At 35.0% G+C, this 26,775-nt stretch carries 30 protein-coding genes; all 30 read left to right on the top strand.

What is annotated here, in order from left to right; translation table 11 throughout:
• Window positions 1-1,546 (top strand): flagellar hook-length control protein FliK (locus CWS01_RS04385; protein ID WP_168714355.1); only part of this gene is annotated, 1,546 nt, incomplete at its 5' end.
• A gap of 18 nt (window positions 1,547-1,564) precedes the next feature.
• Window positions 1,565-2,194, top strand: coding sequence for a flagellar hook assembly protein FlgD (gene flgD, locus CWS01_RS04380; RefSeq protein ID WP_101175832.1), 630 nt, complete (start codon window positions 1,565-1,567; stop codon window positions 2,192-2,194).
• Between the two features lie 12 nt (window positions 2,195-2,206).
• Entirely contained in the window at window positions 2,207-2,590 is a 384-nt protein-coding gene (locus CWS01_RS04375; protein ID WP_101175831.1) for a TIGR02530 family flagellar biosynthesis protein, read from the top strand.
• Between the two features lie 77 nt (window positions 2,591-2,667).
• On the top strand, window positions 2,668-3,474 hold the full coding sequence (flgG, locus tag CWS01_RS04370) for a flagellar basal body rod protein FlgG (RefSeq protein WP_101175830.1): 807 nt from the start codon (window positions 2,668-2,670) through the stop codon (window positions 3,472-3,474).
• 59 nt (window positions 3,475-3,533) lie between these two features.
• On the top strand, window positions 3,534-3,755 hold the full coding sequence (locus CWS01_RS04365) for a flagellar FlbD family protein (RefSeq protein ID WP_101175829.1): 222 nt from the start codon (window positions 3,534-3,536) through the stop codon (window positions 3,753-3,755).
• On the top strand, window positions 3,745-4,173 hold the full coding sequence (fliL, locus tag CWS01_RS04360) for a flagellar basal body-associated protein FliL (protein ID WP_101175828.1): 429 nt from the start codon (window positions 3,745-3,747) through the stop codon (window positions 4,171-4,173). The genes CWS01_RS04365 and fliL overlap by 11 nt, the downstream gene beginning before the upstream one ends.
• A 174-nt stretch (window positions 4,174-4,347) precedes the next feature.
• Window positions 4,348-5,346: a flagellar motor switch protein FliM gene (gene fliM, locus CWS01_RS04355; RefSeq protein WP_101175827.1), complete on the top strand. Its 999-nt coding sequence runs from the start codon at window positions 4,348-4,350 to the stop codon at window positions 5,344-5,346.
• The gene (fliY, locus tag CWS01_RS04350) at window positions 5,336-6,562 is read left to right on the top strand and encodes a flagellar motor switch phosphatase FliY (RefSeq protein ID WP_101175826.1); all 1,227 of its coding nucleotides are present in this window, start codon (window positions 5,336-5,338) and stop codon (window positions 6,560-6,562) included. The genes fliM and fliY overlap by 11 nt, the downstream gene beginning before the upstream one ends.
• A gap of 27 nt (window positions 6,563-6,589) precedes the next feature.
• On the top strand, window positions 6,590-6,952 hold the full coding sequence (locus CWS01_RS04345) for a response regulator (RefSeq protein ID WP_101175825.1): 363 nt from the start codon (window positions 6,590-6,592) through the stop codon (window positions 6,950-6,952).
• A 26-nt stretch (window positions 6,953-6,978) separates the two neighbouring features.
• The gene (locus CWS01_RS04340) at window positions 6,979-7,656 is read left to right on the top strand and encodes a flagellar biosynthetic protein FliO (protein WP_235851969.1); all 678 of its coding nucleotides are present in this window, start codon (window positions 6,979-6,981) and stop codon (window positions 7,654-7,656) included.
• The gene (gene fliP / locus CWS01_RS04335; protein WP_101175824.1) at window positions 7,649-8,314 is read left to right on the top strand and encodes a flagellar type III secretion system pore protein FliP; all 666 of its coding nucleotides are present in this window, start codon (window positions 7,649-7,651) and stop codon (window positions 8,312-8,314) included. The genes CWS01_RS04340 and fliP overlap by 8 nt, the downstream gene beginning before the upstream one ends.
• A gap of 15 nt (window positions 8,315-8,329) precedes the next feature.
• Window positions 8,330-8,599: a flagellar biosynthesis protein FliQ gene (gene fliQ / locus CWS01_RS04330; RefSeq protein ID WP_101175823.1), complete on the top strand. Its 270-nt coding sequence runs from the start codon at window positions 8,330-8,332 to the stop codon at window positions 8,597-8,599.
• Between the two features lie 6 nt (window positions 8,600-8,605).
• Window positions 8,606-9,382, top strand: a complete 777-nt coding sequence (fliR, locus tag CWS01_RS04325) for a flagellar biosynthetic protein FliR (protein ID WP_101175822.1) — start codon at window positions 8,606-8,608, stop codon at window positions 9,380-9,382.
• Between the two features lies 1 nt (window position 9,383).
• Window positions 9,384-10,469, top strand: coding sequence for a flagellar biosynthesis protein FlhB (flhB, locus tag CWS01_RS04320; RefSeq protein WP_101175821.1), 1,086 nt, complete (start codon window positions 9,384-9,386; stop codon window positions 10,467-10,469).
• Between the two features lie 125 nt (window positions 10,470-10,594).
• Window positions 10,595-12,631 (top strand): flagellar biosynthesis protein FlhA, encoded by a 2,037-nt coding sequence (flhA, locus tag CWS01_RS04315; RefSeq protein WP_101175820.1) that lies wholly within the window; start codon window positions 10,595-10,597, stop codon window positions 12,629-12,631.
• A complete protein-coding gene (flhF, locus tag CWS01_RS04310; protein WP_101175819.1) occupies window positions 12,628-13,788 on the top strand; it encodes a flagellar biosynthesis protein FlhF in 1,161 nt (386 codons plus the stop codon). The genes flhA and flhF overlap by 4 nt, the downstream gene beginning before the upstream one ends.
• A 1-nt stretch (window position 13,789) precedes the next feature.
• Window positions 13,790-14,653: a MinD/ParA family protein gene (locus tag CWS01_RS04305; protein WP_101175818.1), complete on the top strand. Its 864-nt coding sequence runs from the start codon at window positions 13,790-13,792 to the stop codon at window positions 14,651-14,653.
• A 9-nt stretch (window positions 14,654-14,662) separates the two neighbouring features.
• Window positions 14,663-15,769, top strand: a complete 1,107-nt coding sequence (locus CWS01_RS04300) for a protein-glutamate methylesterase/protein-glutamine glutaminase (RefSeq protein WP_101175817.1) — start codon at window positions 14,663-14,665, stop codon at window positions 15,767-15,769.
• A 20-nt stretch (window positions 15,770-15,789) separates the two neighbouring features.
• Window positions 15,790-17,853, top strand: a complete 2,064-nt coding sequence (locus CWS01_RS04295; protein WP_101175816.1) for a chemotaxis protein CheA — start codon at window positions 15,790-15,792, stop codon at window positions 17,851-17,853.
• A gap of 30 nt (window positions 17,854-17,883) precedes the next feature.
• Window positions 17,884-18,354 (top strand): chemotaxis protein CheW, encoded by a 471-nt coding sequence (locus CWS01_RS04290; protein ID WP_101175815.1) that lies wholly within the window; start codon window positions 17,884-17,886, stop codon window positions 18,352-18,354.
• 2 nt (window positions 18,355-18,356) lie between these two features.
• Complete coding sequence (locus tag CWS01_RS04285; RefSeq protein WP_101175814.1) at window positions 18,357-18,998, top strand: chemotaxis protein CheC; 642 nt, start codon at window positions 18,357-18,359, stop codon at window positions 18,996-18,998.
• Window positions 18,991-19,488, top strand: a complete 498-nt coding sequence (locus tag CWS01_RS04280) for a chemotaxis protein CheD (protein WP_101175813.1) — start codon at window positions 18,991-18,993, stop codon at window positions 19,486-19,488. The genes CWS01_RS04285 and CWS01_RS04280 overlap by 8 nt, the downstream gene beginning before the upstream one ends.
• A 648-nt stretch (window positions 19,489-20,136) precedes the next feature.
• Window positions 20,137-20,901, top strand: coding sequence for a FliA/WhiG family RNA polymerase sigma factor (locus tag CWS01_RS04275; RefSeq protein ID WP_101175812.1), 765 nt, complete (start codon window positions 20,137-20,139; stop codon window positions 20,899-20,901).
• A 77-nt stretch (window positions 20,902-20,978) separates the two neighbouring features.
• Window positions 20,979-21,572, top strand: coding sequence for a hypothetical protein (locus CWS01_RS04270; RefSeq protein ID WP_101175811.1), 594 nt, complete (start codon window positions 20,979-20,981; stop codon window positions 21,570-21,572).
• Window positions 21,573-21,727: 155 nt separating this feature from the next.
• Window positions 21,728-22,429: a 30S ribosomal protein S2 gene (gene rpsB, locus CWS01_RS04265; RefSeq protein ID WP_101175810.1), complete on the top strand. Its 702-nt coding sequence runs from the start codon at window positions 21,728-21,730 to the stop codon at window positions 22,427-22,429.
• 144 nt (window positions 22,430-22,573) lie between these two features.
• A complete protein-coding gene (gene tsf / locus CWS01_RS04260; protein WP_101175809.1) occupies window positions 22,574-23,458 on the top strand; it encodes a translation elongation factor Ts in 885 nt (294 codons plus the stop codon).
• 79 nt (window positions 23,459-23,537) lie between these two features.
• Complete coding sequence (pyrH, locus tag CWS01_RS04255) at window positions 23,538-24,263, top strand: UMP kinase (protein WP_101175808.1); 726 nt, start codon at window positions 23,538-23,540, stop codon at window positions 24,261-24,263.
• Window positions 24,263-24,820 (top strand): ribosome recycling factor, encoded by a 558-nt coding sequence (frr, locus tag CWS01_RS04250; protein WP_101175807.1) that lies wholly within the window; start codon window positions 24,263-24,265, stop codon window positions 24,818-24,820. The genes pyrH and frr overlap by 1 nt, the downstream gene beginning before the upstream one ends.
• A 347-nt stretch (window positions 24,821-25,167) precedes the next feature.
• Complete coding sequence (locus tag CWS01_RS04240; RefSeq protein WP_101175805.1) at window positions 25,168-25,944, top strand: isoprenyl transferase; 777 nt, start codon at window positions 25,168-25,170, stop codon at window positions 25,942-25,944.
• A gap of 20 nt (window positions 25,945-25,964) precedes the next feature.
• On the top strand, window positions 25,965-26,762 hold the full coding sequence (locus CWS01_RS04235) for a phosphatidate cytidylyltransferase (protein WP_101175804.1): 798 nt from the start codon (window positions 25,965-25,967) through the stop codon (window positions 26,760-26,762).
• The last annotated feature ends 13 nt before the right edge of the window (window positions 26,763-26,775 follow it).

Genomic DNA, 26,775 nt, shown 5'->3' with positions numbered 1-26,775 from the left:
CAATTCTTTAGGCGAGGCAGGATTGAATGAAGGAACGTTCATAACGGAAGGAAATGGGCAGGCAATCCCACTTCGAGAAACATTAAAATTCAGTCAGGGTACCAGTCAATTAGTACAAAAGAATAAAGATGATGCTAACCGCTCAGGTGAAGTAGGAAAAGATCCTAATGCTCAAATAATTGAAACAAAGGGAAGAATAAAGGAAGAGACTAATACAAGCAACTCAGTGACTAGAATAAACCCTTTATTTGGACAATTGCAGCCTGTACGCGAAGGCAATCTATTAAGTCGTCTAAAAAACCAGCCTGCAAACAAAAGTCTTGCATCAGAAGCTAATAATGGAAATATCAGTAATGAGGCCACTTTATCACAAGAAACGCTAACAGCTACTAGTGTAGCAATAGGGCAAACGGGCACAACGGTGAATGTGGAAAAAGTGATGCCGACCAATAATGGCAAGATGTTTGGAGAAACAAATGTAGTGCAGTCGGATTCTCAGTCCAAACACAAAAAGGCGATGCCTGCAAATCAAACAATCGCACTTGATACCGTAAAATTGATCAATCCATTGCTTTATCAATCACCGGCGCAAACGGCAGAAAAATCAGCAGATGCGATAAATGCAATAAATCAGGATGCAATCATTGCAAATGGCATCCAAGCGACGTCAGCAGTGATAATAGATGGGGCTGGAGCAAAATTAGGGCATGCAGCAAATCAGGAGCAGCTAATCAATCCATTTCATTACAACACTTTTCTAGGAAGAGCAGATAATCAAACAAAATCTTCTAGTCAAGCAGTGAAGCTAGCAGAAGCAGCAACAAAAGGACAAGACTCTCTATTGCCGTTAAATAGTATCAAGTCATTGGTCTCGAGCGTGGTAGATAAATTAAATACAGCTGCAAAAAAAGAAGAAAAACCAAATACAATGCTTGCGAAAATGGTAAATCCGCTAATGGTAGGTTCTATTAAAAACACAAATGATGTGAAACCTACTAGAATGGAAAATATTAAACCGCTAGTGGAAAAGAATGAAACAGATGCTAAAACTATTGTTGTAGGACAAATGCAAACAGTTGTCTCGACTAAACAAGAACCTTTAGTATTATTAACCGCAAGCGGCAATCCAGTTTCAGCACATCAGTTGCGAGAACAACTAGAGAAGGTGCTTGTAAATGGAAAGTTTGTGAATAATGGAGATAATCAAACATTTACGCTAAGATTAGCGCCAGATCATTTAGGGTCTATTAAAATAGAAATCTATCAAAATGAAGGCAATATTTCAGCAAAAATTCTTACTGCTTCACAAGAGGCAAAAGATATATTAGAAAGCCATTTAACAAGTATTAAACATAGCCTTGGTCCGCAAAATGCTGTTGTCGATAAATTAGATATTGCGTATACCCCATCGCAGCAAGATAAAACGACAAAAGATAATCAACAGCAACAGCAACAGCAACAACAAAAAGAAGAGCAGTCTTCCCAGCAGAAAGAGCAAGAAAAACAACGAAAAACCTTTTTGGAGGAGCTTCTTAATATGGAATAAACGTGAGGAGGTGAAAGCATGGCAAATACAATTGATTCGTCTCTTTATTTATCAAATTATCAAGAGCAGACAAAAACAACTGGAAATTCTAGTCTAGGAAAAGATGATTTTTTGAAAATATTAATTACACAATTGCAAAACCAGGATCCAACTAAACCGTTAGAGGATAAAGATTTTATTGCACAAATGGCAACATTCTCCTCTCTTGAACAAATGACTAATATGAATGCAACGATGGAGAGTTTTACCACCTTGCAAACACAATCGAATTTAATTTCGTATGGTCAATTTGTTGGTAAGGTAGTCGACTGGAACAAAACAGAAACAGACAGTTCTGGTGCAGACACGACAACTTCTGGAACAGGAAAAGTTGTCTCTGTAGCTTACAAAGATGACAGTGTTGAATTTACATTAGAAGATGGGACAACTTTGTCTCCTGCTAATATTTCTAGTATGAGTGCAGAAACAAGTAATTTGGCATCAGCAAGTCAAATGATTGGAAAAATAGTCACTTACTTAAATGATAATCAGGAAGAGCAAAGCGGGGAAGTGAAATCTGTTTCCTTAAAAAATGGTGTGATGCAATATACATTAAATGATGCAAATAACACCCAGATCACTTCCAAGCAAATAACTAAAATTGAATAGGAAGTGATTAAAATGGATAAATCCATTTATCCTGCTTTTAAATCACAAGCCGCAATTAAAAATAGTTTAAATGCTATTAAAGCTCAAAAAACTGCTTCATTTTCTGCACATCTACAAGTATCTATTGGTGCATTCGATAAATTAAATATCAGCAAACATGCGAATGAACGCTTGCAGCAAAGAGGCATTGTAATTGATGATGCGAAATGGAAGCAAATAGAAGCAAAAGTTAAACAGGCAAGGCAAATGGGTGTAAAAGAATCATTAGTTCTGCTGAATGATGCTGCACTGATTGTCAGCGCCAAAAATAATACGGTTATTACCGCGATGGACAGACAAGAAGCAACGGAACAAATATTTACAAATATAAATGGCACAATTGTTATGAATGAATAAAAATTTAGCTGGACCAATATTGGAAGCTTATCACTGTGGAAGGATAGAAGCAGTGAACTCGAAGGGAGAAAAAACAAATGCTACGTTCATTATATTCAGGTGTTACAGGAATGAAAAATTTTCAAACAAAATTAGATGTTATCGGGAATAACATTGCAAACGTAAATACGTATGGCTTTAAAAAGGGCAGAACAGCATTCAGCGACTTAATCAGCCAAACAACAGCTGGAGCAACTGGATCGGCTGCTACAGGAACTGGAGGTACAAATCCAAAACAAGTTGGATTAGGTTCACAAGTGGCATCCATTGATACGATTGCCACACAAGGAAGCATGCAGACAACAGGAAGAACATTGGATTTAGCCATTTCAGGTTCTGGTTATTTTATACTGGAAAATGCTGATGGCACAAAATCTTATACAAGAGCAGGGAATTTTTATTTAAATGATAAAGGAAACATTGTAACATCGAGTGGTTTAACTGTAGTAGTAGATAATAATGGAACGCAAGGAATGGGAAATATTCCTACAGATTCTCAAAGTTTTAGTATTGGTAATGATGGTTCCATTTCTTATATTGATGCAGCTGGGGTAAATCAAGCAGCAGGACGAATTCAAATGGCTAAATTTTCAAATCCTGAAGGGTTAACAAAAACAGGAGGAAATACATTTCAAGTATCTCCTAACTCTGGTCCAGAAACACTTACCTTTGCCGGAGAAAATGGCACTGGCTCCCTTAACAGCGGATACCTTGAAATGTCCAATGTTGATTTAACAGATGAATTTACAGAAATGATTGTTGGTCAAAGGGGATTCCAATCCAATTCAAAGATTATTACAACATCTGATGAAATCTTGCAAGAACTTCTTAACTTAAAACGATAAGTAGAAGGGGGATTTAGAGGCTAGTGGATACTTATTCATTAGTCTCTAAAAAATAATTGATGATAACTGTAACGCGATTAAATGGTAAAAAATTTAAATTAAATGCTTTGTTTATTGAAACAATTGAATTATTTCCAGATACAACAATTATGCTGTCAAATGGAAATAAATATGTTGTAAAAGAGACGGAGCAAGAACTGATGGAATTAATACATCAATTTTATCGATCTGTGAGCCTTTTCGGATTACCGAACTTGGGAGAGAAGCACAATGAAGAATAATAAAATACTTATGATTATGCTAATACTACTACTTACAATTGCCATTGTTGGTGCGGGAGCATTTTTTTATTTGTGGAAGTATACTGGAGATCAAAAAGAAAAAGAACCTTCTATTGATGAAGTCATTGAATCCTCAGTAGATATAGAGGAAATGACTACAAATTTAGCAACTGATAATTTCATTAAAATATCATTCAAAATCCAAACAGACAGCAAAAAAGCAAAAGAGGAATTAGAAAAAAGAGATTTCCAAGTGAAAAATATTATAATTCAAGAACTTTCGGAAAAAACTGCGGAAGATATGAAAGGGAAAAAAGGACAAACTATATTAGAGAATGACTTAAAAGAACAAATAAATGAGCATATGCAAGAAGGTAAAGTGGTGCAGGTTTATATTACCAGCTCTTTACTTCAATAATGTGAAACTTTTAAGGCAGGGAAAAATTTTGTCTGAACCTAATCCGTGTCGGCTAATGGAACGAATCAAATTAATGAGTAGTATAACCTCCATTTCCTCTTAGAAATAACGAGAACATACTGCCGTTAGCTGTGATAAATGATGGAATCATCATATTTAAGGGGTGAGGATTTTTTGTCAGGAGATGTACTATCCCAGAATGAAATAGATGCACTATTATCTGCTATAACTTCTGGTGAAATGGATGCAGATGAGCTAAAAAAGGAGCAATCAGAAAAAAAGGTAAAAGTGTATGATTTTAAACGGGCACTCCGGTTTTCGAAAGATCAAATCAGAAGTTTAACACGCATACATGAAAATTTTGCTCGATTGCTGACGACGTTTTTCTCTGCACAATTGCGAACGTATGTACAATTTAATGTTGCTTCTGCTGATCAAATACCATATGAAGAATTTATTCGCTCAATTCCAAAAATGACCATATTAAATGTATTTGATGTATCACCTTTAAATGGGCGAGTTCTTATGGAAGTAAATCCTAATATTGCGTATGCAATGATGGATCGTATGATGGGCGGCAGGGGATCAAGCATTAATAAAGTGGAAAATTTAACAGAAATAGAAACAAAAATAATGTCTAGCACATTTGAAAATGCCTTTGATTATTTTCGAGAAGCGATGGAAGATTTAGTTGATATTGAACCATCTTTAGAGGAATTTGAAGTAAACCCTCAATTTTTGCAAATGGTTTCTCCGAATGAAACCGTTGTGGTTATTTCGTTAAATACCACAATCAGTGATACAAGTGGAATGATTAATATTTGCATCCCTCACGTTGTATTAGAACCAATTATCCAAAAATTATCTGGACACTATTGGATGCAAAACGAAAAAAAGTCTCCAGAACCAGAAGTGACAAAACAATTAGAAAAAGGTGTGAAAAAATCGATTATCCCGTTATGCGCGCAATTGGGAACGTCGGAGATTTCTATACAAGATTTTTTAATGCTAGATGTTGGCGATGTTATAGAAATGAATCAAACAATAGAAGAACCTCTGCTTATTAAAGTAGGAGATATTCCTAAATTTTATGGACAGCCAGGTAAAGTAAATAAAAAACTAGCTGTTCAAATCTTAGGAGCTTTAGAGAGGGGGAAAGAAGATGATGAGTAAGGATATGCTTTCACAAGATGAAATAGATGCTTTATTAAGAGGCGAAGATATTGAACAACCACAGATAGAATTAGTAGTAGAAGATTATTTATCTGCAATGGAGCAAGATGCTTTGGGGGAAATTGGCAATATATCGTTTGGAAGTTCTGCTACTGCATTGTCTACTCTGTTAAATCAAAAGGTAGATATTACAACACCTACTGTGGGTGCTGTGTTAAGAAATAGGCTTCCAGAAGAATTTCCTCATCCGTATGTTGCTATTCGAGTCAATTATACAGAAGGTTTTTCAGGAATGAATTTATTAGTAATAAAGCAATCAGATGCTAGTATCATTGCGGACTTAATGCTTGGTGGTGACGGGCTGAACCCATCAGAGATAATGGGAGAAATCCAACTGAGTGCTGTCCAGGAAGCAATGAATCAAATGATGGGATCTGCTGCGACTTCCATGTCAACTATTTTTAATAAAAGGGTGGATATATCACCGCCTACGATTGATCTACTTGATTTAACACAAGGGGAAGGCACAGATAAATTTCCAACAGATGATATTTTTGTGAAAATATCTTTTCGTTTAAAAATTGGAACACTTATTGACTCAAAGATCATGCAATTATTACAGCTGCCTTTCGCCAAAAAATTAGTAGAAGGCTTATTAAATACATCAGATAGTACAGAAGAAGTTTCCAATCCATCTAATTTAGATTATAATTCTGTTTATGAGCCAAAAGAACCAACTGTGGAAGAAGCTTTAGCCTCTCCCGCTTATTCGGAAGGAAACGGTGGAGGATACAATCAGTATGCTCAAGTAAATCAAGCAGCTCAACCGATTGCTCCACAGCCAGCCAATCATCCAACACAACATTTTGGGGCAAGTTTCCCGAATGGCTCACAACCGAATGTGCAACCAGCTGTATTTTCAAATTTTGAACCATTTACACCTGCAGAATCGGAGACAAAAAATTTAAATATGCTGTTGGACATTCCTCTTCAAGTAACAGTAGAATTAGGACGAACAAAGCGCTCCGTAAAAGAAATTTTAGAATTAACAGCAGGTTCGATCATCGAATTGGATAAATTAGCAGGTGAACCGGTCGACATATTGGTAAATAATCGGCTTGTTGCACAAGGGGAAGTAGTCGTTATTGATGAAAATTTCGGTGTGAGAGTAACCGATATTGTTAGTCAAAGCGATCGTTTAAATAAACTAAGATAATTATCATTTTAATGGGGGTAGAGATTTATGGCACAAAAGATTTTAATAGTGGACGATGCAGCATTTATGCGCATGATGATTAAAGATATACTATCAAAAAATGGGTATGAAATTGTTGGAGAAGCTGCTGATGGTATGCAAGCAATCGAAAAATACAAAGAAACCCAGCCAGATTTAGTTACGATGGATATTACAATGCCGGAAATGGATGGCATTACAGCATTAAAAGAAATCAAAAAAATTAATCCAAATGCAAAAATAATTATGTGTTCTGCTATGGGGCAGCAAGCGATGGTAATAGACGCCATTCAAGCAGGGGCAAAAGATTTTATTGTGAAACCATTTCAAGCAGACCGTGTATTAGAAGCTATCAGCAAAACATTAGGTTAAGTTAAAAAAAGTAGAGGGTGCCTTTAGTGGATAGATTAAAGTATTTATTTACAAGTTCACTACTCATTTTTGTTCTCATAGGCTTGGGAAATCAAGCCTATGCAGAGCAGCTTGATAATAGTGTCCATGATATGTTTGAAGACTCAACGAATGATGCAAAAGAAAGTACAAAAGAAAATCAGGATCAAACACAAAAAGAAACAAATATAGCACAAGATACAGCTGATATTGGAATTTCTTTTTTTGATATTGTAAAAATGGTATTTGCTACTGTGTTTGTTGTGGCACTTTTGTATATCCTTTTGAAATTTATTAATAAGCGCAATCATTCTTATAAAAGCTCACAATTAATCGAAAATTTAGGCGGGGCGTCTCTTGGAGCAAACCGTTCCATTCAAATTGTAAAGCTTGGCAAGCGCTTATTAGTTGTTGGAGTAGGAGAAAATATTCATTTAATTAAAGAAATAGAAGATGAAGCAGAGTATAAAGAGATTTTAGAGGACTATAATCGAAAAATCGATCAGTTGATTATTCCAAGCGATATTGTGACAAAGGTAATGGGGAAGGTAAACAAAACATCAGTAGAAACAAATAGCAAAGAGCCTTTTGCCGCACATTTAAAAAAACAATTACAAGAAATTTCTAATCGCCGGAAAGAAGCATTAGATGATAAAGAAAAGAAAGGGTCAGAAAAAGATGAATGAATTTATGCAATTTTTTAATAATAGTTCTCCTGAAAATGTTTCTACTTCAGTACAGCTGTTATTGTTGTTAACTGTCCTTTCTTTAGCACCAAGCATTTTAATTTTAATGACTTGTTTTACAAGAATTGTGATTGTTCTTTCCTTTGTCAGAACGGCGCTTGCTACCCAACAAATGCCTCCAAATCAAGTGATTGTCGGTTTATCTTTATTTTTAACTTTTTTTATTATGGCACCGACATTTCAAGAAGTAAACGATAAGGCTTTGACTCCTTTATTTAATGAAAAAATAACGTTAGAACAAGCCTATGATAATGCAGCAGTGCCTTTTAAAGAATTTATGAGCAAACAGACAAGGCAAAAAGATTTGGCGCTATTTTTACAATACTCTGGTGCAGAAAAGCCTAAATCTATAGAAGACATTCCTTTAACAACACTTATTCCGGCTTTTGCTATTAGCGAATTAAAAACAGCCTTTCAGATTGGGTTTATGATATTTATTCCCTTTCTAGTAATCGATATGATTGTTGCAAGTATTTTAATGTCGATGGGGATGATGATGCTTCCGCCAGTTATGATTTCCCTGCCATTTAAGATATTGCTGTTTGTCCTTGTAGATGGCTGGTATTTAGTTGTTAAATCTTTATTAGAAAGTTTTTAAGAAGGTGTGAATTAGATGTCGCAAGAAATGGTTATATCCGTTGCAGAAAAGGGAATACTAACCGTACTAATTGTCAGTGGACCATTGCTTATTATTGCATTAGTTGTAGGATTAGTTATTAGTATTTTTCAGGCTACTACCCAAATACAAGAGCAAACTCTAGCTTTTGTTCCAAAAATAGTAGCAGTACTACTTGGAATTGTTTTTTTTGGTTCTTGGATGCTAAGCCATATGCTATCTTACACTTCCGATATATTTTCAAATTTAACAAGGTTTATAGGGTAATGCGAGATGATTGATTTTCTGCCGGAATTTCCAAGTTTTTTACTTGTATTAGTGCGTGTTACATCATTTTTTCTTATGCTTCCTTTATTCTCTTATCGGACGATTCCAACAAATCATAAGATAGGTTTAGGTTTTTTTCTTTCGATTCTTATTTTTTTTAATATGGATGCGCCTACCTTAACTATTGATGGTACATATTATTTACTTATTTTAAAAGAAGCGCTTGTGGGATTATTTATTGGTTTTTTAGCCTATATGCTATTTTCTGCCGTCCAGATTGCTGGAGGCTTAATTGACTTTCAAATGGGTTTTGCAATGGCAAATGTTATGGATCCGCAAACAGGTGCCCAAAGCCCTCTTACAGGGCAATACTTAAATATTGTGGCCTTATTTTTTTTATTATCAGTAAATGGGCATCACCTTTTATTAGACGGCATTTATTACAGTTATCAATTTATTCCATTGGATCAAGCATGGATAGCATTTGGCCATGAGAATGTCTCCCTGTATTTAATAAAGTCGTTTTCTGTTATGTTTGCCGTTGCTTTTCAAATGTCTATTCCGGTTGTAGCAAGTATTTTTTTGGTGGATGTAGCCTTGGGAATAGTAGCAAGAACGGTTCCTCAATTAAATATTTTTGTTGTCGGTGTTCCGATAAAAATTATTGCTGGGTTAGTGATATTAATGATTGTGATGGGTGTATTAATGGCATCTGTTTCCAATCTTTTTACAACTATTCTGAAAGCAATGCGGGGAATAATGAACATATTGGGAGGTTCATAATGTGAAGCTTCTAGTTTTAGATTTGCAGTACTTTGCTGGAGAAAAAACAGAAAAAGCAACCCCGAAAAAAAGGCAAGATACACGCAAAAAGGGACAAGTTGCGAAAAGTCAAGATGTTAACACAGCAATTGTCTTAATTGCAGTGTTTGCGGTTCTTTCTTTTACAGGAAGTTATATGCTTAAAGGCTTTGTTTCTTTAATGAATCATTCTCTTCAGGATGTTTTATTAATCAACATAACAGATGAATCTATTAGGGGAGTATTTTTAGACGTTTTAAAAGAGATGTCTCTATTATTGACGCCTATTTTGGCTGCAGCCTTAGTGGGAGGTCTTATTAGCAACTATATGCAAGTTGGAATTATGTTTTCAACAGAAACCATTCAATTTAAATTGGATAAAATTAATCCGTTATCAGGATTTAAACGAATATTTTCTATAAGATCGATTGTTGAATTATTAAAATCAATCTTAAAAATAAGCATTATTGGCATCATTACGTTTGCTGTATTATGGTCTAAATTTAGTGAACTTCTTGTTTTGTCACAAAAGTCGACGTATTTCATTTTAATCACATTGGCTAAATTAACGATACAGATGGGATTATATGCGTCAGGAGCTTTATTGTTTTTATCCCTGCTAGATTTTATGTATCAGCGTTATGATTATGAAAAAAATATTCGGATGTCGAAACAAGATATTAAAGATGAATATAAAAATATGGAAGGGGATCCATTAATAAAATCCAAAATTAAGCAGCAGCAGAGAGAAATGGCCATGAGAAGAATGATGCAGGACATTCCTACTGCGGATGTTGTTATAACGAATCCGACCCATTATGCCATTTGCTTAAAATATGATGAGAATAAATATGATGCACCATATGTTGTGGCAAAAGGAGTAGACTTTGTTGCTCAAAAAATAAAGCTGATTGCAAAGGAAAATGATGTGGCAATAGTAGAAAATCGCCCACTTGCACGAGCTTTATATAGCCAAGTGGAAATTGGGGATATTGTTCCAGAAGAATTTTTTAAAGCAGTAGCAGAAGTGCTCGCATTTGTTTATCGTACAAGAAATGAAAAAATATAAATGCTTTTCCTTAGTCTTATTTCATAGGCGTTCATTTTTTTTGGTGGAAGTGTCCCTTTATTAAATGAAGCATAAGACGACAAAGCAAGAAATGATGGAAGTGTGACTAGTTAGGAGCGAAACATATGTCTGGTAGAGACTTAACCGTAGTATTTAGTGTTATTTTAATTGTGGCAATGCTGATCATCCCTTTTCCAACATGGCTTTTAAGCATATTAATTCTTTTAAATATTTCGTTGGCCTTGCTAATATTATTATTAACAATGAATATGCAGGAGCCATTAGAATTTTCCATTTTTCCATCCCTACTCTTATTGATGACATTGTTTCGTTTAGGATTAAATGTATCGACTACCAGATCCATTTTGTCTACAGGCGATGCTGGTGGGGTGGTTCATACTTTTGGTACATTTGTAGTTGGGGGAAATATTGTTGTAGGATTAGTTGTTTTTTTAATATTAATCATTATTCAATTTATTGTTATTACAAAAGGATCGGAACGTGTTTCAGAAGTTGCGGCAAGATTTACATTGGATGCAATGCCAGGGAAACAAATGAGCATTGATGCCGATTTAAATGCAGGCATGATTTCGGAAAAAGAAGCACGAGCAAGACGGGAAAAAGTAAGCAGAGAAGCAGATTTTTACGGCTCTATGGATGGGGCAAGCAAGTTTGTTAAAGGAGACGCTATTGCCGGTATTATCATTGTTCTTATTAATTTGATTTTTGGAATAGTGATTGGAATGACCCAATTAGATATGGCTGCTGCAGATGCAGCAAATCACTTTTCCTTATTATCAGTAGGAGATGGGATAGTAAGTCAAATACCGGCATTATTAATTTCCACTGCAACAGGAATTGTGGTAACAAGAGCAGCTTCTGATGGCAATTTAGGATCCGATATTACTAGTCAGTTACTATCTTATCCAAAAATGCTTTATGTAGCAGGAGGAACTATTTTTCTATTAGGGCTCGTCACGCCTATTAACGACTTGATGACGATACCAATTGCAGGGTTGTTATGTTTTGGTGGATATCAACTATCCAAAGCACCAAAGGAAAATCTAGAAGAAATGCAGGAGATGGAAGAAGAAGCGCAGACAGAAGAACTAAAGAGTCCGGAAAATGTTGTGTCACTGCTTAATGTTGACCCGATTGAATTTGAATTTGGCTATGGATTGATTCCTCTTGCAGATGCCAATCAAGGTGGGGATCTTTTGGATCGTGTGGTCATGATCAGAAGACAACTGGCAATTGAATTAGGACTTGTTATTCCTGTTGTTCGCATTCGAGATAATATTCAGCTTCAGCCAAATGAATATCGATTAAAGATTAAAGGAAATGAAATGGCGCGGGGAGAACTTCTGCTTGACCATTATTTGGCGATGAGCCCTGGAATGGAGGATGATTCCATTGAAGGAATCGATACAATTGAACCTTCTTTTGGACTGCCTGCAAAATGGATAACAGAAAAAGTAAAGGAACAAGCAGAGATTTTTGGATATACAGTAGTGGATCCTCCTTCTGTCGTATCGACGCATATTACAGAAGTGATAAAAGCAAATGCACATGAATTATTAGGAAGACAAGAAACGAAACAATTGGTAGATCATGTGAAGGAATCCTATCCGATTCTAATTGAAGAAGTGACTCCAAATCCATTGTCGATTGGAGATATTCAAAAAGTATTGGCAAAATTATTAAAGGAACATGTATCTATCCGCAATTTGCCGATAATCTTTGAAACATTGGCGGATTTCGGAAAGTTATCAAGTGATACAGATCTGCTTGCAGAATACGTAAGACAAGCATTGGCACGGCAAATAACCAATCAGTATACAGCAAAAGGGAGTTCATTAAAGGTTATTACTTTGTCAGGAAGAGTCGAGAAAGTAATAGCAGATAATATTCAGCAAACAGAACATGGCAATTATTTAGCGATTGATCCTGGAACGTCTCAAGCGATATTAGAAGCAATCGCAAATCAGGTGGAACAGCTTTCCATCATGGAACAAATTCCGATTATATTATGCTCGCCGGCAGTAAGGATGTATGTAAGACAATTAACAGAGCGTTATTTCCCGCAAGTGCCAATTTTATCGTATAACGAATTAGAGGCAGATGTGGAAGTGCAAAGCGTAGGGGTGGTGAATGTCGATTGAAAATAAAAAAATTTATTGCAACAAGTATGCCAGAAGCGATGAAGCAAGTACGGGAGCAGCTAGGTTCGGAAGCTGTAATATTACATTCAAAGGTAATTTATACAGGCGGCTTTTTAGGGGTGTTTAAAAAAAGAAATATTGAAGTATTAGCGGCAATTGATCCGGAAACGAAGCAAGAAAAAATTCAAAAGAAAACAGATAAAATAAACTCTCTTCCCCATTCTCATTTTGTCGCTAAGAGTAACGATTCAAAGGAAAATAGAGTACACTCAAGCGTAGAGAAACCAGATCAAGTATTAAAGCAGCTGAATGAACTAAGTCGTGTTGTAAAAGAAATATCTGAAAAAAATGCAGCAAATCATTTGCATATACCCAGTGTAGTACTTGAAGAGATAAATGTACTGGAAAAGCAAGAAATTGATAAAGAAATAAGGGAAACTATTTTAGCAAATGTTATGGAAAAGTGGTATGCAGAAGGCGGCAATAAAACAGCAGCAGAGGTGAAAATATGGATAAGAGATATGCTGCTAGAAAAATTGTCGCCATACTCTTTTGGAGATATTACCTACAGCAAAAAATATGTTAATGTTATTGGACCGACAGGGGTAGGAAAAACTACTACATTAGCCAAAATGGCTGCAGAATTAATACTAAAGCATCAGAAAAAAATTGGTTTTATCACAACAGATACGTATCGGATTGCAGCGATTGAGCAGCTTAAAACATATGCTAATATTTTAAATGTTCCTTTAGAAGTGTGCTATAACCTAGAAGACTTTGAAAATGCCACAAAAAAATTAGCTATGTGCGATATTATTTTAATTGATACAGCAGGAAGAAATTTCCGCAATCAAAAGTATGTTGAAGATTTGCAAAAAGTGGTCGATTATAAAAGAGAGATGGAAACATTGCTTGTTTTATCTTTAACAGCAAAACAAAGGGACATGGAAGTAATTTATCAGCAATTTTCAACTATACGTATTGATCATTTTATTTTTACAAAAATAGATGAAACATCTGCCATTGGGAGCATGCTAAATTTAATTATGAAATATAAAAAAGGCGTTGCATATATCACAACCGGACAAAGTGTTCCAGAAGATATGCTTGTAGCAGCCCCCCACGAGATTGTAAATAGGATAATCGAGGTCGAATAATATGACAGATCAAGCTGCAAATTTACGTGAAAGATTTAAACATCAACGTATTCGACAGCAAAAAACAATAGCTGTTGTGAGTGGAAAGGGAGGAGTTGGAAAATCTAACTTTTCTCTTAATTTTGCCCTTTCATTAATAAAAAAGGGACATTCTGTTTTGTTAGTAGATATGGATATTGGAATGGGCAATATTGATATTTTAATGGGAACACAAACAAATGCTACCATTGTTGATTACTTTGAAAATAATACGCCTTTATCAGAGATTATTAATCAAGGAAAAGAAGGAGTTCATTTTATTGCAGGTGGATCTGGTTTAACTAAGTTTGTCCATATGGAGCAAAAAGGTCTGGAAAAATTTTTTTATGATTTCACAAATGTATTAAGCATGTATGACTATGTCCTGTTCGATATGGGAGCAGGAATCAGCACAGATTCTTTGAAATTTATTCTTTCTGCAGATGAAGTAATGGTTATTACAACACCCGAACCGACGTCCATAACCGACGCATATGCAGCGATGAAATTTATTTATTTAAATAAAAAGGATATGCCTTTTTATTTAATAATCAATCGAACAATAACAAGTACCGACGGCATAGAAACGTTTGAGAAGCTAAAAAATGTATTGAATCGTTTTCTTGGAAAAGAAGTATTGTGTCTAGGAATGATACCTGAAGATCACAGTGTCGTAAAGGCCGTTAGAAGTCAAATTCCTTTAGTTTCCTTTAATGAAAAGTCTACAGCTGCTAAAGCATTGTTTGAAATTGCCGATAGATATTGTAAACAACAGTTTTCTGAACTAACGACAATAAATAAACCTCCATTTGTGACAAAATTGAAGAGGTTTCTGTTTGAAAGGTAGTGCGTTAACATGGAAAAAATAAAAGTGTTAATAGTGGATGATTCGGCATTTATGCGCAAGCTTATTACTGAGTTTCTTTCGGAAGATCCTCGCATTACAGTTGCTGGTACAGCAAGAAACGGTGAAGACGGAATTAAGAAAATTAAAGAACTAAAGCCTGATGTTGTAACATTGGATGTAGAAATGCCAGTTCTTAATGGCATTTCTGCATTAAAACGGATTATGGAAGAAAATCCGGTTCCCGTTATTATGCTTTCTAGCACAACGCTTGAAGGGGCAGATAATACCCTCCATGCTATGCAGATAGGTGCCATTGATTTTATTGCAAAACCATCTGGATCTATTTCTCTTGATTTATATAAAGTAAAAAAGGAATTATTGGATAAAGTAGTTTCTGCCAGTTCGGTAAAGGTAAAAACGATTTTAAATTTGTCTAATGAGGTACAAAGTACTATTGTTCCTCAACGAAACTATAGTAAAATAGAACCAAAAGATAAAGAGAAACAAAGTCAAAAGTCTCTCTCTACGGAAAAGTGGAACAGCAATAAACAAAAGCTTATACTTATCGGAACATCTACAGGGGGACCTAGGGCGCTTCAGCATGTTATTACCAAACTGCCGAGAGATATTAATGCGGCTATACTAATAGTGCAGCATATGCCGCCAAATTTTACAAAGTCACTTGCAAGCCGATTAGACTCTCTTTCTGAGATAACGGTAAAGGAAGCTGTTCACGGAGAAATCATTCAAAAAGGTGTAGCATATATTGCTCCTGGTGGATTCCATTTAAAGGCAAAGTCTATTGGCAGAAATATTGCTGTTCAACTTGATCAGACTGAACCAATTAATGGTCACAGACCGTCTGTGGATGTTATGTTTCAATCCGCAAGCACGATCAATAATTATGAAAAAATTGCCGTTATAATGACTGGGATGGGCTCAGATGGAAAAAATGGTCTAGTGGAATTAGCTAGTCGGGGAGAAATAAAAGCAATTGCAGAATCAAAAGAAACCTCAATTGTATTTGGAATGCCAAAAGCTGCGATTGCAACTAATTATATTAATAATATCGAGAATGTAGAAAGTATTGCAGAGACAATCATGAAATATGTATAACGCCAAGGGGTGTGAAGCAAGTGGAGATGAATCAATATTTAGAAGTTTTTATCGAAGAAAGCAAGGAACATTTACAAGCATGCAATGAACATTTGCTAGAATTGGAGAAAAATCCAGGAAATATTCAAATAGTAAATGAAATATTCCGTTCTGCACATACTTTAAAAGGAATGTCTGCAACAATGGGATATGAAGATTTAGCAAGTCTCACTCATCAAATGGAGAACGTTCTTGATGCAATTCGCAACCAAAAAATTGCATTTACTCCTGAAATACTCGATGTGATTTTTTTAGCAGTAGATGATTTAGAGGCAATGATAGCATCGATTGAAACAGGTGGAGACGGGAAAAAAAATGTAGAGAGCGTAGTCAAAAAATTGGTTGCTATTGAGAAAGGTGAAGTTATCTTTGATGTAGCCGCTGAAGAAGAAGTTGCAGCAAGTGTTGCAATAGAAGAAAAAAATGCTGCTGCAAGCTATGATGAATTTGAAATAACAGTAATGAAGCAATCATTTGAACAAGGATTTTTCCCTTATGAAATCAGCGTTACTTTAAGACAAGATTGTTTATTAAAGGCAGTAAGAGTATTTATGATATTTGAAGCTTTAGAAAGCCTAGGTGAAGTAATTAAAGCTAATCCTTCTGTGGAAGAGTTAGAAGAAGAGAAATTTGATTATAATTTTAATATTACATTTATTTCAAAAGAAGAAGCGGACATGATTAAATCGCGAGTTATGAAAGTTTCTGAAGTGGACAATGTAGAAGTGAAACCAGTTGTATTTTTAGAAGAAACAATTGTGAATAGAGAAAGTATTTCTGCATTGCAAAGCAGTGGTGCAGCAGAGAGTGAGTCAAGAGATACTTTTGAAAGTCAAAATCAGCAGGAAGAAAATAATCAAGAAGAAAAAGCAGCAACTGTGGTTTCTGCAAAACAATCAAGCAAAACAATTCGAGTAAATATCGAACGACTAGATATCTTAATGAATTTATTTGAAGAATTAGTGATTGATAGAGGAAGACTGGAACAAATTTCTCAAGATTTAAAAGATCAAGAACTTCATGAAACGGTAGAAAGAATGTCTCGTACGACAGGAGATCTGCAAAATATTATTTTAAATATGAGAATGGTTCCTGTAGAAACGGTGTTTAATCGCTTTCCACGCATGGTTCGCCAGCTTGCAAGAGATTTAAATAAAAAAATTAATTTAGAAATAGTGGGAGCCGAAACAGAGTTAGACCGGACAGTAATTGATGAAATAGGCGATCCACTTGTCCATCTTATTCGAAATGCTCTAGACCATGGCATTGAAACGCCAGAAATTCGCAGAGCAAACAATAAAAATGAAGAAGGAACTGTAATATTAAGAGCATACCATAGCGGGAATCATGTTTTTATTGAGCTAGAAGATGATGGTGCGGGGATAAATAAAAAGAAGGTTTTAGAAAGAGCATTAAATAAAGGGATTATTTCAAAAGAAGCAGCTAATAGTTTAACAGATTCACAGATAGCAGAATTAATTCTTGCTTCTGGCTTTTCAACAGCTGATAAAATCTCTGATATTTCAGGGCGGGGCGTCGGATTAGATGTTGTAAAAAGCACTATTGAAGCGCTAGGCGGCAATATTACAATTGAATCACAAGAAGGCAAAGGTTCTTTATTTTCTATTCAGCTGCCATTAACACTTTCTATTATTTCTGTCATGTTAGTTGAAATTCAAGCAGAAAAATATGCAGTTCCTCTTTCTTCTATTATAGAAACAGCGATTGTGCATAAAGAGGATGTATTGCAAGGACATAATCAGACCGTCATTGATTTCCGGGGAAAAGTGGTTCCACTTTTATTCTTAAAAGACTTATTTGAGGTTCCAGTAACAAAAGAAGAAGATGAATTTTATTCCGTAGTTATTGTAAGAAAAGGAGATAAATTAGCGGCTCTTGTGGTAGATTCCTTTATTGGCCAGCAAGAAGTTGTACTTAAATCATTAGGTAGCTATCTTTCTTACGCCTTTGCTATTTCTGGTGCTACTATTTTAGGAGATGGTCAAGTAGCATTAATTGTTGATTGCAATGCACTAATTAAATAGTTAATAGGCTGATAGAAAGGGATGAAAATAATGGCAGAATCTGTTGCAACAGATATAAAATTAATCATTTTTGAGCTAAAGGGAAAAGAGTATGCAATCCCAGTACATCAAGTTCGTTCAATTGAAAAAATGATGCATATTACACGCATACCAAATATCGCACCATTTGTGAAAGGTGTGATAAATCTTCGAGGTGTTGTTACACCAATTATTGATCTTCGTTTAAGATTTGCCCTTGATGAGCTAGAATATTCGGATCGAACGCGCATTATTATCATCACATTAAATGATATGGATGTAGGATTAATTGTAGATGGTGCAAATGATGTGGTAGATGTTTATGAGGACACATTTGAACCATCTCCAGAAGCTGCTTTCGGCACAGAAGTAGATTATATAAATGGTGTTGTAAAATTAGAAAAAAGATTGCTGATTCTTGTGAATCTAGAAAAAGTTTTTGATAGGGAAGTATTAAAAACTTATATGAGAAGTGAAGGATAACCATGGCGTTTATAGATAATATTCAATCCTTGCATCTGGATGTATTAAAAGAAATTGGTAATATTGGAGCAGGACATGCTGCAACTTCTTTATCAAAAATGCTAAATAAAAAAATTGATATGCAAGTGCCAGATGTCCAAATTGTATCTTTTGGTGAAATTATGGAGTTAGCTGGTGGAAGCGAAAATATTGTGGCAGGAGTGTTCTTGAGAATTGAAGGGGATGTTTCTGGAAGCATGTTTTTTATGCTGCCTATTGAGCAAGCAACTAATTTTGTTAAAGACATGATTGGCGATGAATCAATCGATTTACGACACCCTCCATTTGATGAATTGCCTTTGTCAGCTCTGCAAGAGCTAGGTAATATTTTGTCTGGGTCCTATTTATCGTCTTTATCAGATTTTACAAATTTGTCTTTATACCCATCTGTACCTGCACTGGCCATTGATATGGCTGGTGCGATTGTTAGCTATGGTTTAATTGAATTGTCGCAAGTAAGTGATTATGCGATTGTTATTAATACATCCATCAATGAAGAAAATACAGGTGTATCCGAAAGTGTTAATGGTCATTTTTTTTTACTGCCCGACCCAGATTCTTTCCATACCATATTTAAGGCACTTGGAGTGACTATTGATGACTGAACAAATAACTGTGGTTAAAGTGGGTATTTCCGATATGAACATGGTAAAAGTGCCGAATTTGATTAGAACGTCTGGTTTAGGTTCTTGTGTTGGAGTAGTGTTGTACGATCAATTAAGAGGAGTTGCAGGATTAGCTCATATTATGCTTCCAGACTCCTCCTTATCGAAGACGACTCCAGTAAATATAGCGAAATTTGCTGATACAGCTATTATTGCCCTTGTAAAAAAACTAGAAGGGTTAGGCGCTAAAAAAACAGCTTTAAAAGCAAAAATTGCAGGTGGAGCTCAAATGTTTCAATTTTCAGGAACAACTGACATTATGAGAATAGGGCCTAGAAATGTGAAAGCAGTAAAAAAGGAATTGCAGCAATTAAATATTCAAATCTTTGCCGAAGATGTTGGAGGAAATAGTGGCAGAACGATTGAGTTTAACCCAGAAAACTGTCAGTTAACCATTCGAACTGTAAATAAAGGAACAAGTATTCTATAAAAACCGTTCTCGCTGGAGGATGGTTTTTTTAGGTTTATTTTTCCTGTTTAAAAAAGAACACCATTATAAATTGTTCATCAGGCTGTTGACGAACACTCCCTTTTTTTGTTGCTGGATGCTCTCCGTATTATTAATACAACAATTTATAATGGTGGAGAGTGTAGATAAAGTCAAAAACGTACACTTTCAGGCTCATGGAAAACGTCTGTCTTTTGAGTTGTGAAGTCTTGAGAGGAGCAGAGCTACTAGATTTAAGTGGACTAATATAATCTAAAAAAAGATAGCTTTGATACAGTTTAATGTTGAATCTTTTGATAGAATAGAAACAGTGTACTGTTAGGCTAAAACAAGGGGATATTTTCTCTAACTACTAATCAGTTGAAAACAAGATCAATGAAAAAAATGTAAAGCTAGCTGATTTTTTGTTATGATATTAGGAATAATGTACTGTTTGGATGACAAGGTAATATGTAATGAATCTATAAAATAGTGGATGTTAATGGGAAAAAAGATAGAGTTGATTTACAGCTAACAAAAAAGTTTTTGGTTATAATAAGGGAACAGGGTATATAAATCTGATGGACTGCCTTCTTCTAAAGTAGAGGGATAAACTGATGCGGTACATGTTGTTTGTTAGGAGGAAATAGGATGGGCAATGAATTGACAACAGAAGATCAAAATGCCTGGAATTTATGGAGTGAAACAAGAGATGCTGATGCAGGCAATGTTTTAATTAAAAAATATATGCCTTTAGTCAGTTTTCATGTTCAGAGAATATCTGTAGGCCTTCCAAGAAGCGTTTCAAAAGAAGAACTAAATAGTCTAGGTTTGATGGGGCTTTATGATGCGTTAAAAAAATTTGATCCAAAAAGAGACTTGAAATTTGATACATATGCTTCATTTCGGATAAGAGGCAGCATAATAGATGGATTAAGAAAAGAAGATTGGCTTTCAAGAGGCACGAGAGAAAAGTCCAAAAAGATTGAAGCGGCAATAGAAAAACTGGAACAGCAAAAAATGAGGAATATAACAATTGAAGAAGTTGCATCTGAATTGGACCTTACGCCAGAAGAAGTGTATACGACGATGAATGAACATTTTTTTGCAAATGTACTTTCTATTGATGAACAGCTAAATGATCAAGAGGAAAAAGAAGGATCAACCTATGCAATACGAGATGATAAAACAGCTATTCCAGAAGAGAAAATTGTAAAAGATGAATTAATTAAAGAAATGGCGGAGATGATTGAGCAATTAAATGAGAAAGAGCAATTGGTCATCAGTTTATTTTATAAGGAAGAGTTGACTTTAACAGAAATCGGACAAGTTATGAATCTCTCGACATCAAGAATTTCTCAAATCCATTCAAAGGCCATCTATAGATTAAGACAATCTTTAGAAAAAATAATATAAGCAAGGATTGTTGTTAAAGAAGATCTGACATAAAAAAAATAGAGGTTTTTTAGGGGAATATGAGAAGATAAATAAACATGAAAACAATAGTTCTAAAAAAAACAGGATTAAATACGAGAGGGATTATTTTGATTACTTTTTTATTGATTTTAAGTATTACTTTAAATATGTTGGCATTTTTATTTATTGCTCTTTTGTATATTAGGCAAAATCGTTTTGTCACTATAGAAAAACAACAGAAGCAAATAATGAAGGAAATGGAAGAAATAATTTCGACTTTTATTGCAGAAGTGAAAGAAGAAAACGATCAATTTATTCGGAAGATTACCAAGGTAGAAGGGGGAAAAGCAAAAAAGGGAAAAGAAGAGGAAAACTCTACTATTCCCTTTAAGCAGCCCGCAGAGAAAAATAGAGGTAATCTTCAGAAAAGTTTGCTTAATAAACAGATGGTAAAAGCATATAACAACACAGCTCAAAATACAAAAAATTTAGAAGAAGATATCACAGAAAATTTATTAGAGTTAATCCAACCTAATGCAGCGGAGGAAAAAACTTTGTTGGATCAAGCTGTCGATTTACAGAAACAAGGCAAAAAAATAGATGAAATTGCTAAAATATTAAATAAAGGCAAAACAGAAATAGAATTATTGCTGAAATTTAGACAAAAATAGCAGGAATAACTTGATTGTCTTACTTACATATGCTATATTAACAAATGGTGTTAATACACACGCTTTTGGATTTAATCATTGGTGCTGTACGACTGTACAGTTTTGATTAAAAATGAAAAAGGCGGAGGAAATCAAAACCATTAGGAGGAAAAAACATGTCAGTTATTTCAATGAAACAATTATTAGAAGCTGGTGTACATTTCGGTCACCAAACTCGCCGTTGGAACCCAAAAATGAAAAAATTCATTTTCACAGAGCGTAACGGCATCTACATTATCGACCTTCAAAAAACAGTGAAAAAGGTTGACGAAGCTTACAACTATGTAAAAGAACTTGCTGGTAACGGCGGAACTGTTCTTTTCGTAGGAACAAAAAAACAAGCTCAAGATTCAGTTAAAGAAGAAGCTATCCGTTCTGGTCAATACTTTGTAAACCAACGCTGGTTAGGTGGAACTTTAACAAACTTTGAAACAATCCAAAAACGTATTACGCGTTTAAAAGATATCGAAAGAATGTCTGAAGACGGAACTTTCGAAGTACTTCCTAAAAAAGAAGTAGTTCAATTGAAAAAAGAATTAGAACGCTTAGAAAAATTCTTAGGCGGAATTAAAGACATGAAAAAAATTCCGGATTGCTTGTTTATTGTAGACCCACGCAAAGAGCGCATTGCTGTTGCTGAAGCACATAAATTAAACATTCCTATTGTAGGTATCGTTGATACTAACTGTGATCCAGATGAGATTGATGTTGTTATTCCTGCAAATGATGATGCAATCCGTGCTGTTAAATTATTAACTGCAAAAATGGCAGATGCTATTTTAGAAGCTAAACAAGGCGAAGAAGTAACTACTGCTTAATTTTTAAACGGATTTTGCATGTTGCAAAAAATAAAAGGTGATAAAGGGCATCCCTCTTATCACCTTTTTTTAAAGAACACTGCTTAAAAAAGCCTATTATTGGATAAAAAAATAATACATATTCATACAAGGAGGATAACTACTATGGCTGTAACAGCTCAAATGGTTAAAGAACTACGTGAAAAAACTGGTGCTGGAATGATGGACTGCAAAAAGGCACTAACTGAAACAAACGGTGATATCGAAAAAGCAATCGATTTCTTGCGTGAAAAAGGAATTGCAAATGCTGCTAAAAAATCAGATCGTATCGCTGCTGAAGGTACAACTTTTATCTCAGTAAATGGAAATGATGCAATTATTCTTGAAGTAAACTCAGAAACAGATTTCGTTGCTAAAAACGAAGGTTTCCAAGTATTAGTTAAGGAATTAGCTGATCATTTATTAACAAACAAACCTGCATCTGTTGAAGAAGCAACTGCTCAGAACATTGTAGAAGGTACAACAGTAGAAGCGCATATTAATGCAGCAATCGCTAAAATTGGCGAAAAATTATCTTTACGCCGTTTTGAAATCAAAACAAAAACAGACAATGATGCATTTGGTGCATACCTTCATATGGGTGGACGCATTGGTGTGTTAACAGTTCTTGAAGGAACAACAGAAGAAGCAGCTGCAAAAGATGTTGCAATGCACATCGCTGCATTAAACCCTAAATATGTTTCTCGTGATCAAGTTTCTCAAGAAGAAGTAGAGCATGAAAAAGAAGTATTAACACAACAAGCTTTAAATGAAGGCAAACCAGAAAAAATCGTTGCTAAAATGGTTGAAGGCCGTTTAGGCAAATATTTTGAAGATGTTTGTGTACTTGACCAAACTTTCGTAAAAAATCCTGATCAAAAAGTTCGCCAATTTGTAGAATCAAAAGGTGCTACAATCCGTGAATTCGTTCGTTATGAAGTAGGAGAAGGAATTGAAAAACGCGAAGATAACTTTGCAGAAGAAGTTATGAACCAAGTAAACAAAAAATAAGTGAATGATAAAAGCTTTTTATAGGGAACACCATGGTGTTCCCTATTTTTCAAGATATTTAACTTAAGCGGAGGTTTTCATGAGTAATCCAAAATATAAACGTGTTGTTCTTAAATTAAGTGGTGAAGCATTAGCTGGAGAAGCTGGATTTGGCATAAATCCTGCGGTAATTAAAAATGTAGCAGAGCAAGTGAAAGAAGTAGCAGAGCTAGGTGTAGAAGCAGCTGTTGTTGTAGGCGGCGGAAATATTTGGCGTGGCAAAATTGGCGAAGAAATGGGGATGGACCGTGCTAACGCTGACTATATGGGCATGCTTGCAACGGTAATGAACTCATTGGCCCTTCAAGATAGCTTAGAACAGTTAGGCATTGAAACACGTGTACAAACATCTATCGAAATGAGACAGGTTGCAGAACCATATATTAGAAGACGTGCTATTCGTCATTTAGAAAAAAAACGCGTGGTTATTTTTGCTGCTGGAACTGGAAACCCTTATTTCTCAACAGATACAACTGCTGCTTTGCGTGCTGCTGAAATTGAAGCAGAAGTAATCTTAATGGCAAAAAACAATGTGGATGGAGTTTATTCAGCTGATCCTCGTGTAGATAAAAATGCTACTAAATTTGATGAATTAACTTATTTTGATGTAATTAAAGATGGTTTAGCAGTAATGGATTCAACAGCATCTTCTTTATGTATGGACAATGATATTCCTTTAATTGTCTTTTCTATTATGGAAAACGGTAATATTAAAAGAGCGGTTATGGGTGAAACAATCGGAACTCTAGTAAGGGGGAAAAAATAATGCCTAAACAAGTTATGGATCAAACAAAAGAAAAAATGAATAAAGCAATTCAAAGCTATTCACGTGAATTAGCAAGCATTCGTGCAGGAAGAGCAAATGCCGCTCTTTTAGATAGAATAACAGTTGATTACTACGGGGCGCCAACACCTGTTAATCAACTAGCAGGCATCAGTGTACCAGAAGCAAGGCTTTTAGTTATTCAACCATATGATAAAAGTGTTCTTGGCGAAATTGAAAAAGCAATTTTAAAGTCTGACATTGGGTTAAATCCGTCTAACGATGGAAGCATTATTCGTTTATCCATTCCCATGTTAACAGAAGAACGTCGTAAAGAATTGGTGAAAAATGTAAAAAAAGAAGCCGAAGAGGCAAAAATAGCGATTCGCAATATTCGCCGTGATGGAAACGATGATTTGAAAAAGCTAGAAAAAAATGGCGATATTACAGAAGATGCACTTCGTGGATATGGTGAAGATATTCAAAAATTAACAGATGAGTTCATTGCAAAAGTGGATTCTTTAACAAAAGAAAAAGAAAAAGAAATCTTAGAAGTGTAAGGATTTTTCTTTAATTAGAACTTTCTTGTAGTGGAACGGCAAACTTTTTTGTTAAAAAAGAATACAAATGCTAAATGGAGCAAATATCATTTGGACAATTTAGCATCAATAAATTTTTTACAACTAAAAAGAAAGTGGACGTTTGCAAATAGATCGAACCCTCTAATTTTAGGGGGTTTTTTAACTATTTGCGGCTGCCAGATAAAACTGGTAGTTGCTTATGCGCCACCCTATCCTTTAAGATATAAAGGGAAACTTCTATTAAACATTATACATAAGGAAGCAGCTGGAAAGTTTAATTTGTTAATAGAAGATATGAGAGGATTTATTTTGGAGGAGCTATTTGTATGTTTAACAAGCTAACGTTTTGGAAGAAGAGGGCTATTTCTTCAAGTCTGCAAGAACGGATAAATGTCCTAAAGCAACAAAGTATTCCAGAACATATTGCAATTATAATGGATGGTAATGGTCGCTGGGCTAAAAAACGAAATCTTCCAAGAATTGCAGGCCATCATGAGGGAATGAAATGTGTAAAAAGAATAACAAAAATGGCAGATGAATTGGGAATAAAAGTTCTGACTTTATATGCGTTTTCTACAGAAAATTGGAAAAGACCCAAAAAAGAAGTAGAGTATATCATGTCCTTGCCTGAACAATTCCTTAGCACATTTTTGCCGGAATTGATTGAAAAAAATGTAAAAGTTACATCAATCGGCTATACGGAGCAATTGCCTGCCCATACATTAAAGGCATTGGAAAATGCAAAGGAAAAAACAAAGGATAATACTGGCTTAATCTTAAACTTTGCTTTAAATTATGGCAGTAGATCTGAAATTCTTTATGCTGTGAAAAATTTAGTAAATGACTGTAAAAATAATGATATAGATGCGCATGATATAACAGATGAACTTTTTTCCTCATATTTAATGACAGAAGGTATGGCAGATCCAGATCTGCTGATCCGCACTAGCGGGGAACTAAGAATCAGCAACTTTATGTTATGGCAGCTGGCTTATACAGAATTATGGTTTACGGAAGTTTTTTGGCCAGATTTCAGTGAAGAACATTTAGTAGAGGCAATTGAAGTATTCCAAAACAGACAAAGGCGTTTTGGAGGAGTCTAATAAGGGTTGTGAATAGATAAATGAAACAAAGAATCATAACAGCAATAATTGCAATCGCCGTATTTATACCATTTGTGTGTATGGGAGGCTGGCCTTTAGTATTATTTACATTCTTACTTTCAGCAATTGGATTATTTGAATTATTAAGAATGCGCCATATTCGCCTGTTTTCTTTGCCAGGAATTTTTTCTTTGCTAGTTGTCTGGCTATGGATTTTGCCCAATAACTACGATGGCTTTTTGAATGCAATCTCGTTATCTAAGATAGAAATTGGTTTATTTGCTGTTCTTTTTTACTTAACATATATGGTCGCATCTAAAAATAAATTTACAATTGAAGAGCTTTCGTATTCTATTTTATCTGTGATCTATATGGGAGTCGGCTTTCTCTTTTTTGTAGAGATTCGCGAGACAGCCGGATTATGGATGCTTATTTATTCCCTATTTATTATTTGGGCAACAGATTCAGGTGCTTATTTTATTGGAAGAGCTTTTGGAAAAAGGAAGCTATGGCCGGAAATTAGTCCAAATAAAACAATAGAAGGAGCAATTGGCGGAATTGTTTGTGCATGTATCGTTTCTGTTCTATTTAGCCTGTTTGGCAACATAGAATGGTATATCATGGTATTTATCACGATTATTTTATCTGCTTTTGGACAAATTGGCGATTTAGCGGAATCTGCATTAAAAAGGCATTTTCATGTGAAAGATTCAGGAAACCTTTTGCCAGGGCATGGTGGCATATTAGATCGATTTGATAGTTTATTATTTGTTTGGCCATTGCTTTATTTCATATTGGATGCCTTTCAGGTTATTTAATTTGTACTTCGAC

This window comes from Niallia nealsonii (assembly GCF_002835805.1).
Lineage (GTDB): Bacteria > Bacillota > Bacilli > Bacillales > Cytobacillaceae > Niallia > Niallia nealsonii.
Note: the sequence above shows the minus strand (reverse complement) of the source record. Positions and strands in the feature narration are given on the sequence as shown.

Bases quoted from the DNA above. Each gene is read 5' to 3' on its own strand.
- flgD (WP_101175832.1), top strand. From the start codon at position 1,565: ATGGCAAATACAATTGATTCGTCTCTTTATTTATCAAATTATCAAGAG.
- CWS01_RS04375 (WP_101175831.1), top strand. From the start codon at position 2,207: ATGGATAAATCCATTTATCCTGCTTTTAAATCACAAGCCGCAATTAAA.
- flgG (WP_101175830.1), top strand. From the start codon at position 2,668: ATGCTACGTTCATTATATTCAGGTGTTACAGGAATGAAAAATTTTCAA.
- CWS01_RS04365 (WP_101175829.1), top strand. From the start codon at position 3,534: ATGATAACTGTAACGCGATTAAATGGTAAAAAATTTAAATTAAATGCT.
- fliL (WP_101175828.1), top strand. From the start codon at position 3,745: ATGAAGAATAATAAAATACTTATGATTATGCTAATACTACTACTTACA.
- fliY (WP_101175826.1), top strand. From the start codon at position 5,336: ATGATGAGTAAGGATATGCTTTCACAAGATGAAATAGATGCTTTATTA.
- CWS01_RS04345 (WP_101175825.1), top strand. From the start codon at position 6,590: ATGGCACAAAAGATTTTAATAGTGGACGATGCAGCATTTATGCGCATG.
- fliP (WP_101175824.1), top strand. From the start codon at position 7,649: ATGAATGAATTTATGCAATTTTTTAATAATAGTTCTCCTGAAAATGTT.
- fliQ (WP_101175823.1), top strand. From the start codon at position 8,330: ATGTCGCAAGAAATGGTTATATCCGTTGCAGAAAAGGGAATACTAACC.
- fliR (WP_101175822.1), top strand. From the start codon at position 8,606: ATGATTGATTTTCTGCCGGAATTTCCAAGTTTTTTACTTGTATTAGTG.
- flhA (WP_101175820.1), top strand. From the start codon at position 10,595: ATGTCTGGTAGAGACTTAACCGTAGTATTTAGTGTTATTTTAATTGTG.
- CWS01_RS04305 (WP_101175818.1), top strand. From the start codon at position 13,790: ATGACAGATCAAGCTGCAAATTTACGTGAAAGATTTAAACATCAACGT.
- CWS01_RS04300 (WP_101175817.1), top strand. From the start codon at position 14,663: ATGGAAAAAATAAAAGTGTTAATAGTGGATGATTCGGCATTTATGCGC.
- CWS01_RS04290 (WP_101175815.1), top strand. From the start codon at position 17,884: ATGGCAGAATCTGTTGCAACAGATATAAAATTAATCATTTTTGAGCTA.
- CWS01_RS04285 (WP_101175814.1), top strand. From the start codon at position 18,357: ATGGCGTTTATAGATAATATTCAATCCTTGCATCTGGATGTATTAAAA.
- CWS01_RS04280 (WP_101175813.1), top strand. From the start codon at position 18,991: ATGACTGAACAAATAACTGTGGTTAAAGTGGGTATTTCCGATATGAAC.
- CWS01_RS04275 (WP_101175812.1), top strand. From the start codon at position 20,137: ATGGGCAATGAATTGACAACAGAAGATCAAAATGCCTGGAATTTATGG.
- CWS01_RS04270 (WP_101175811.1), top strand. From the start codon at position 20,979: ATGAAAACAATAGTTCTAAAAAAAACAGGATTAAATACGAGAGGGATT.
- rpsB (WP_101175810.1), top strand. From the start codon at position 21,728: ATGTCAGTTATTTCAATGAAACAATTATTAGAAGCTGGTGTACATTTC.
- tsf (WP_101175809.1), top strand. From the start codon at position 22,574: ATGGCTGTAACAGCTCAAATGGTTAAAGAACTACGTGAAAAAACTGGT.
- pyrH (WP_101175808.1), top strand. From the start codon at position 23,538: ATGAGTAATCCAAAATATAAACGTGTTGTTCTTAAATTAAGTGGTGAA.
- frr (WP_101175807.1), top strand. From the start codon at position 24,263: ATGCCTAAACAAGTTATGGATCAAACAAAAGAAAAAATGAATAAAGCA.
- CWS01_RS04240 (WP_101175805.1), top strand. From the start codon at position 25,168: ATGTTTAACAAGCTAACGTTTTGGAAGAAGAGGGCTATTTCTTCAAGT.
- CWS01_RS04235 (WP_101175804.1), top strand. From the start codon at position 25,965: ATGAAACAAAGAATCATAACAGCAATAATTGCAATCGCCGTATTTATA.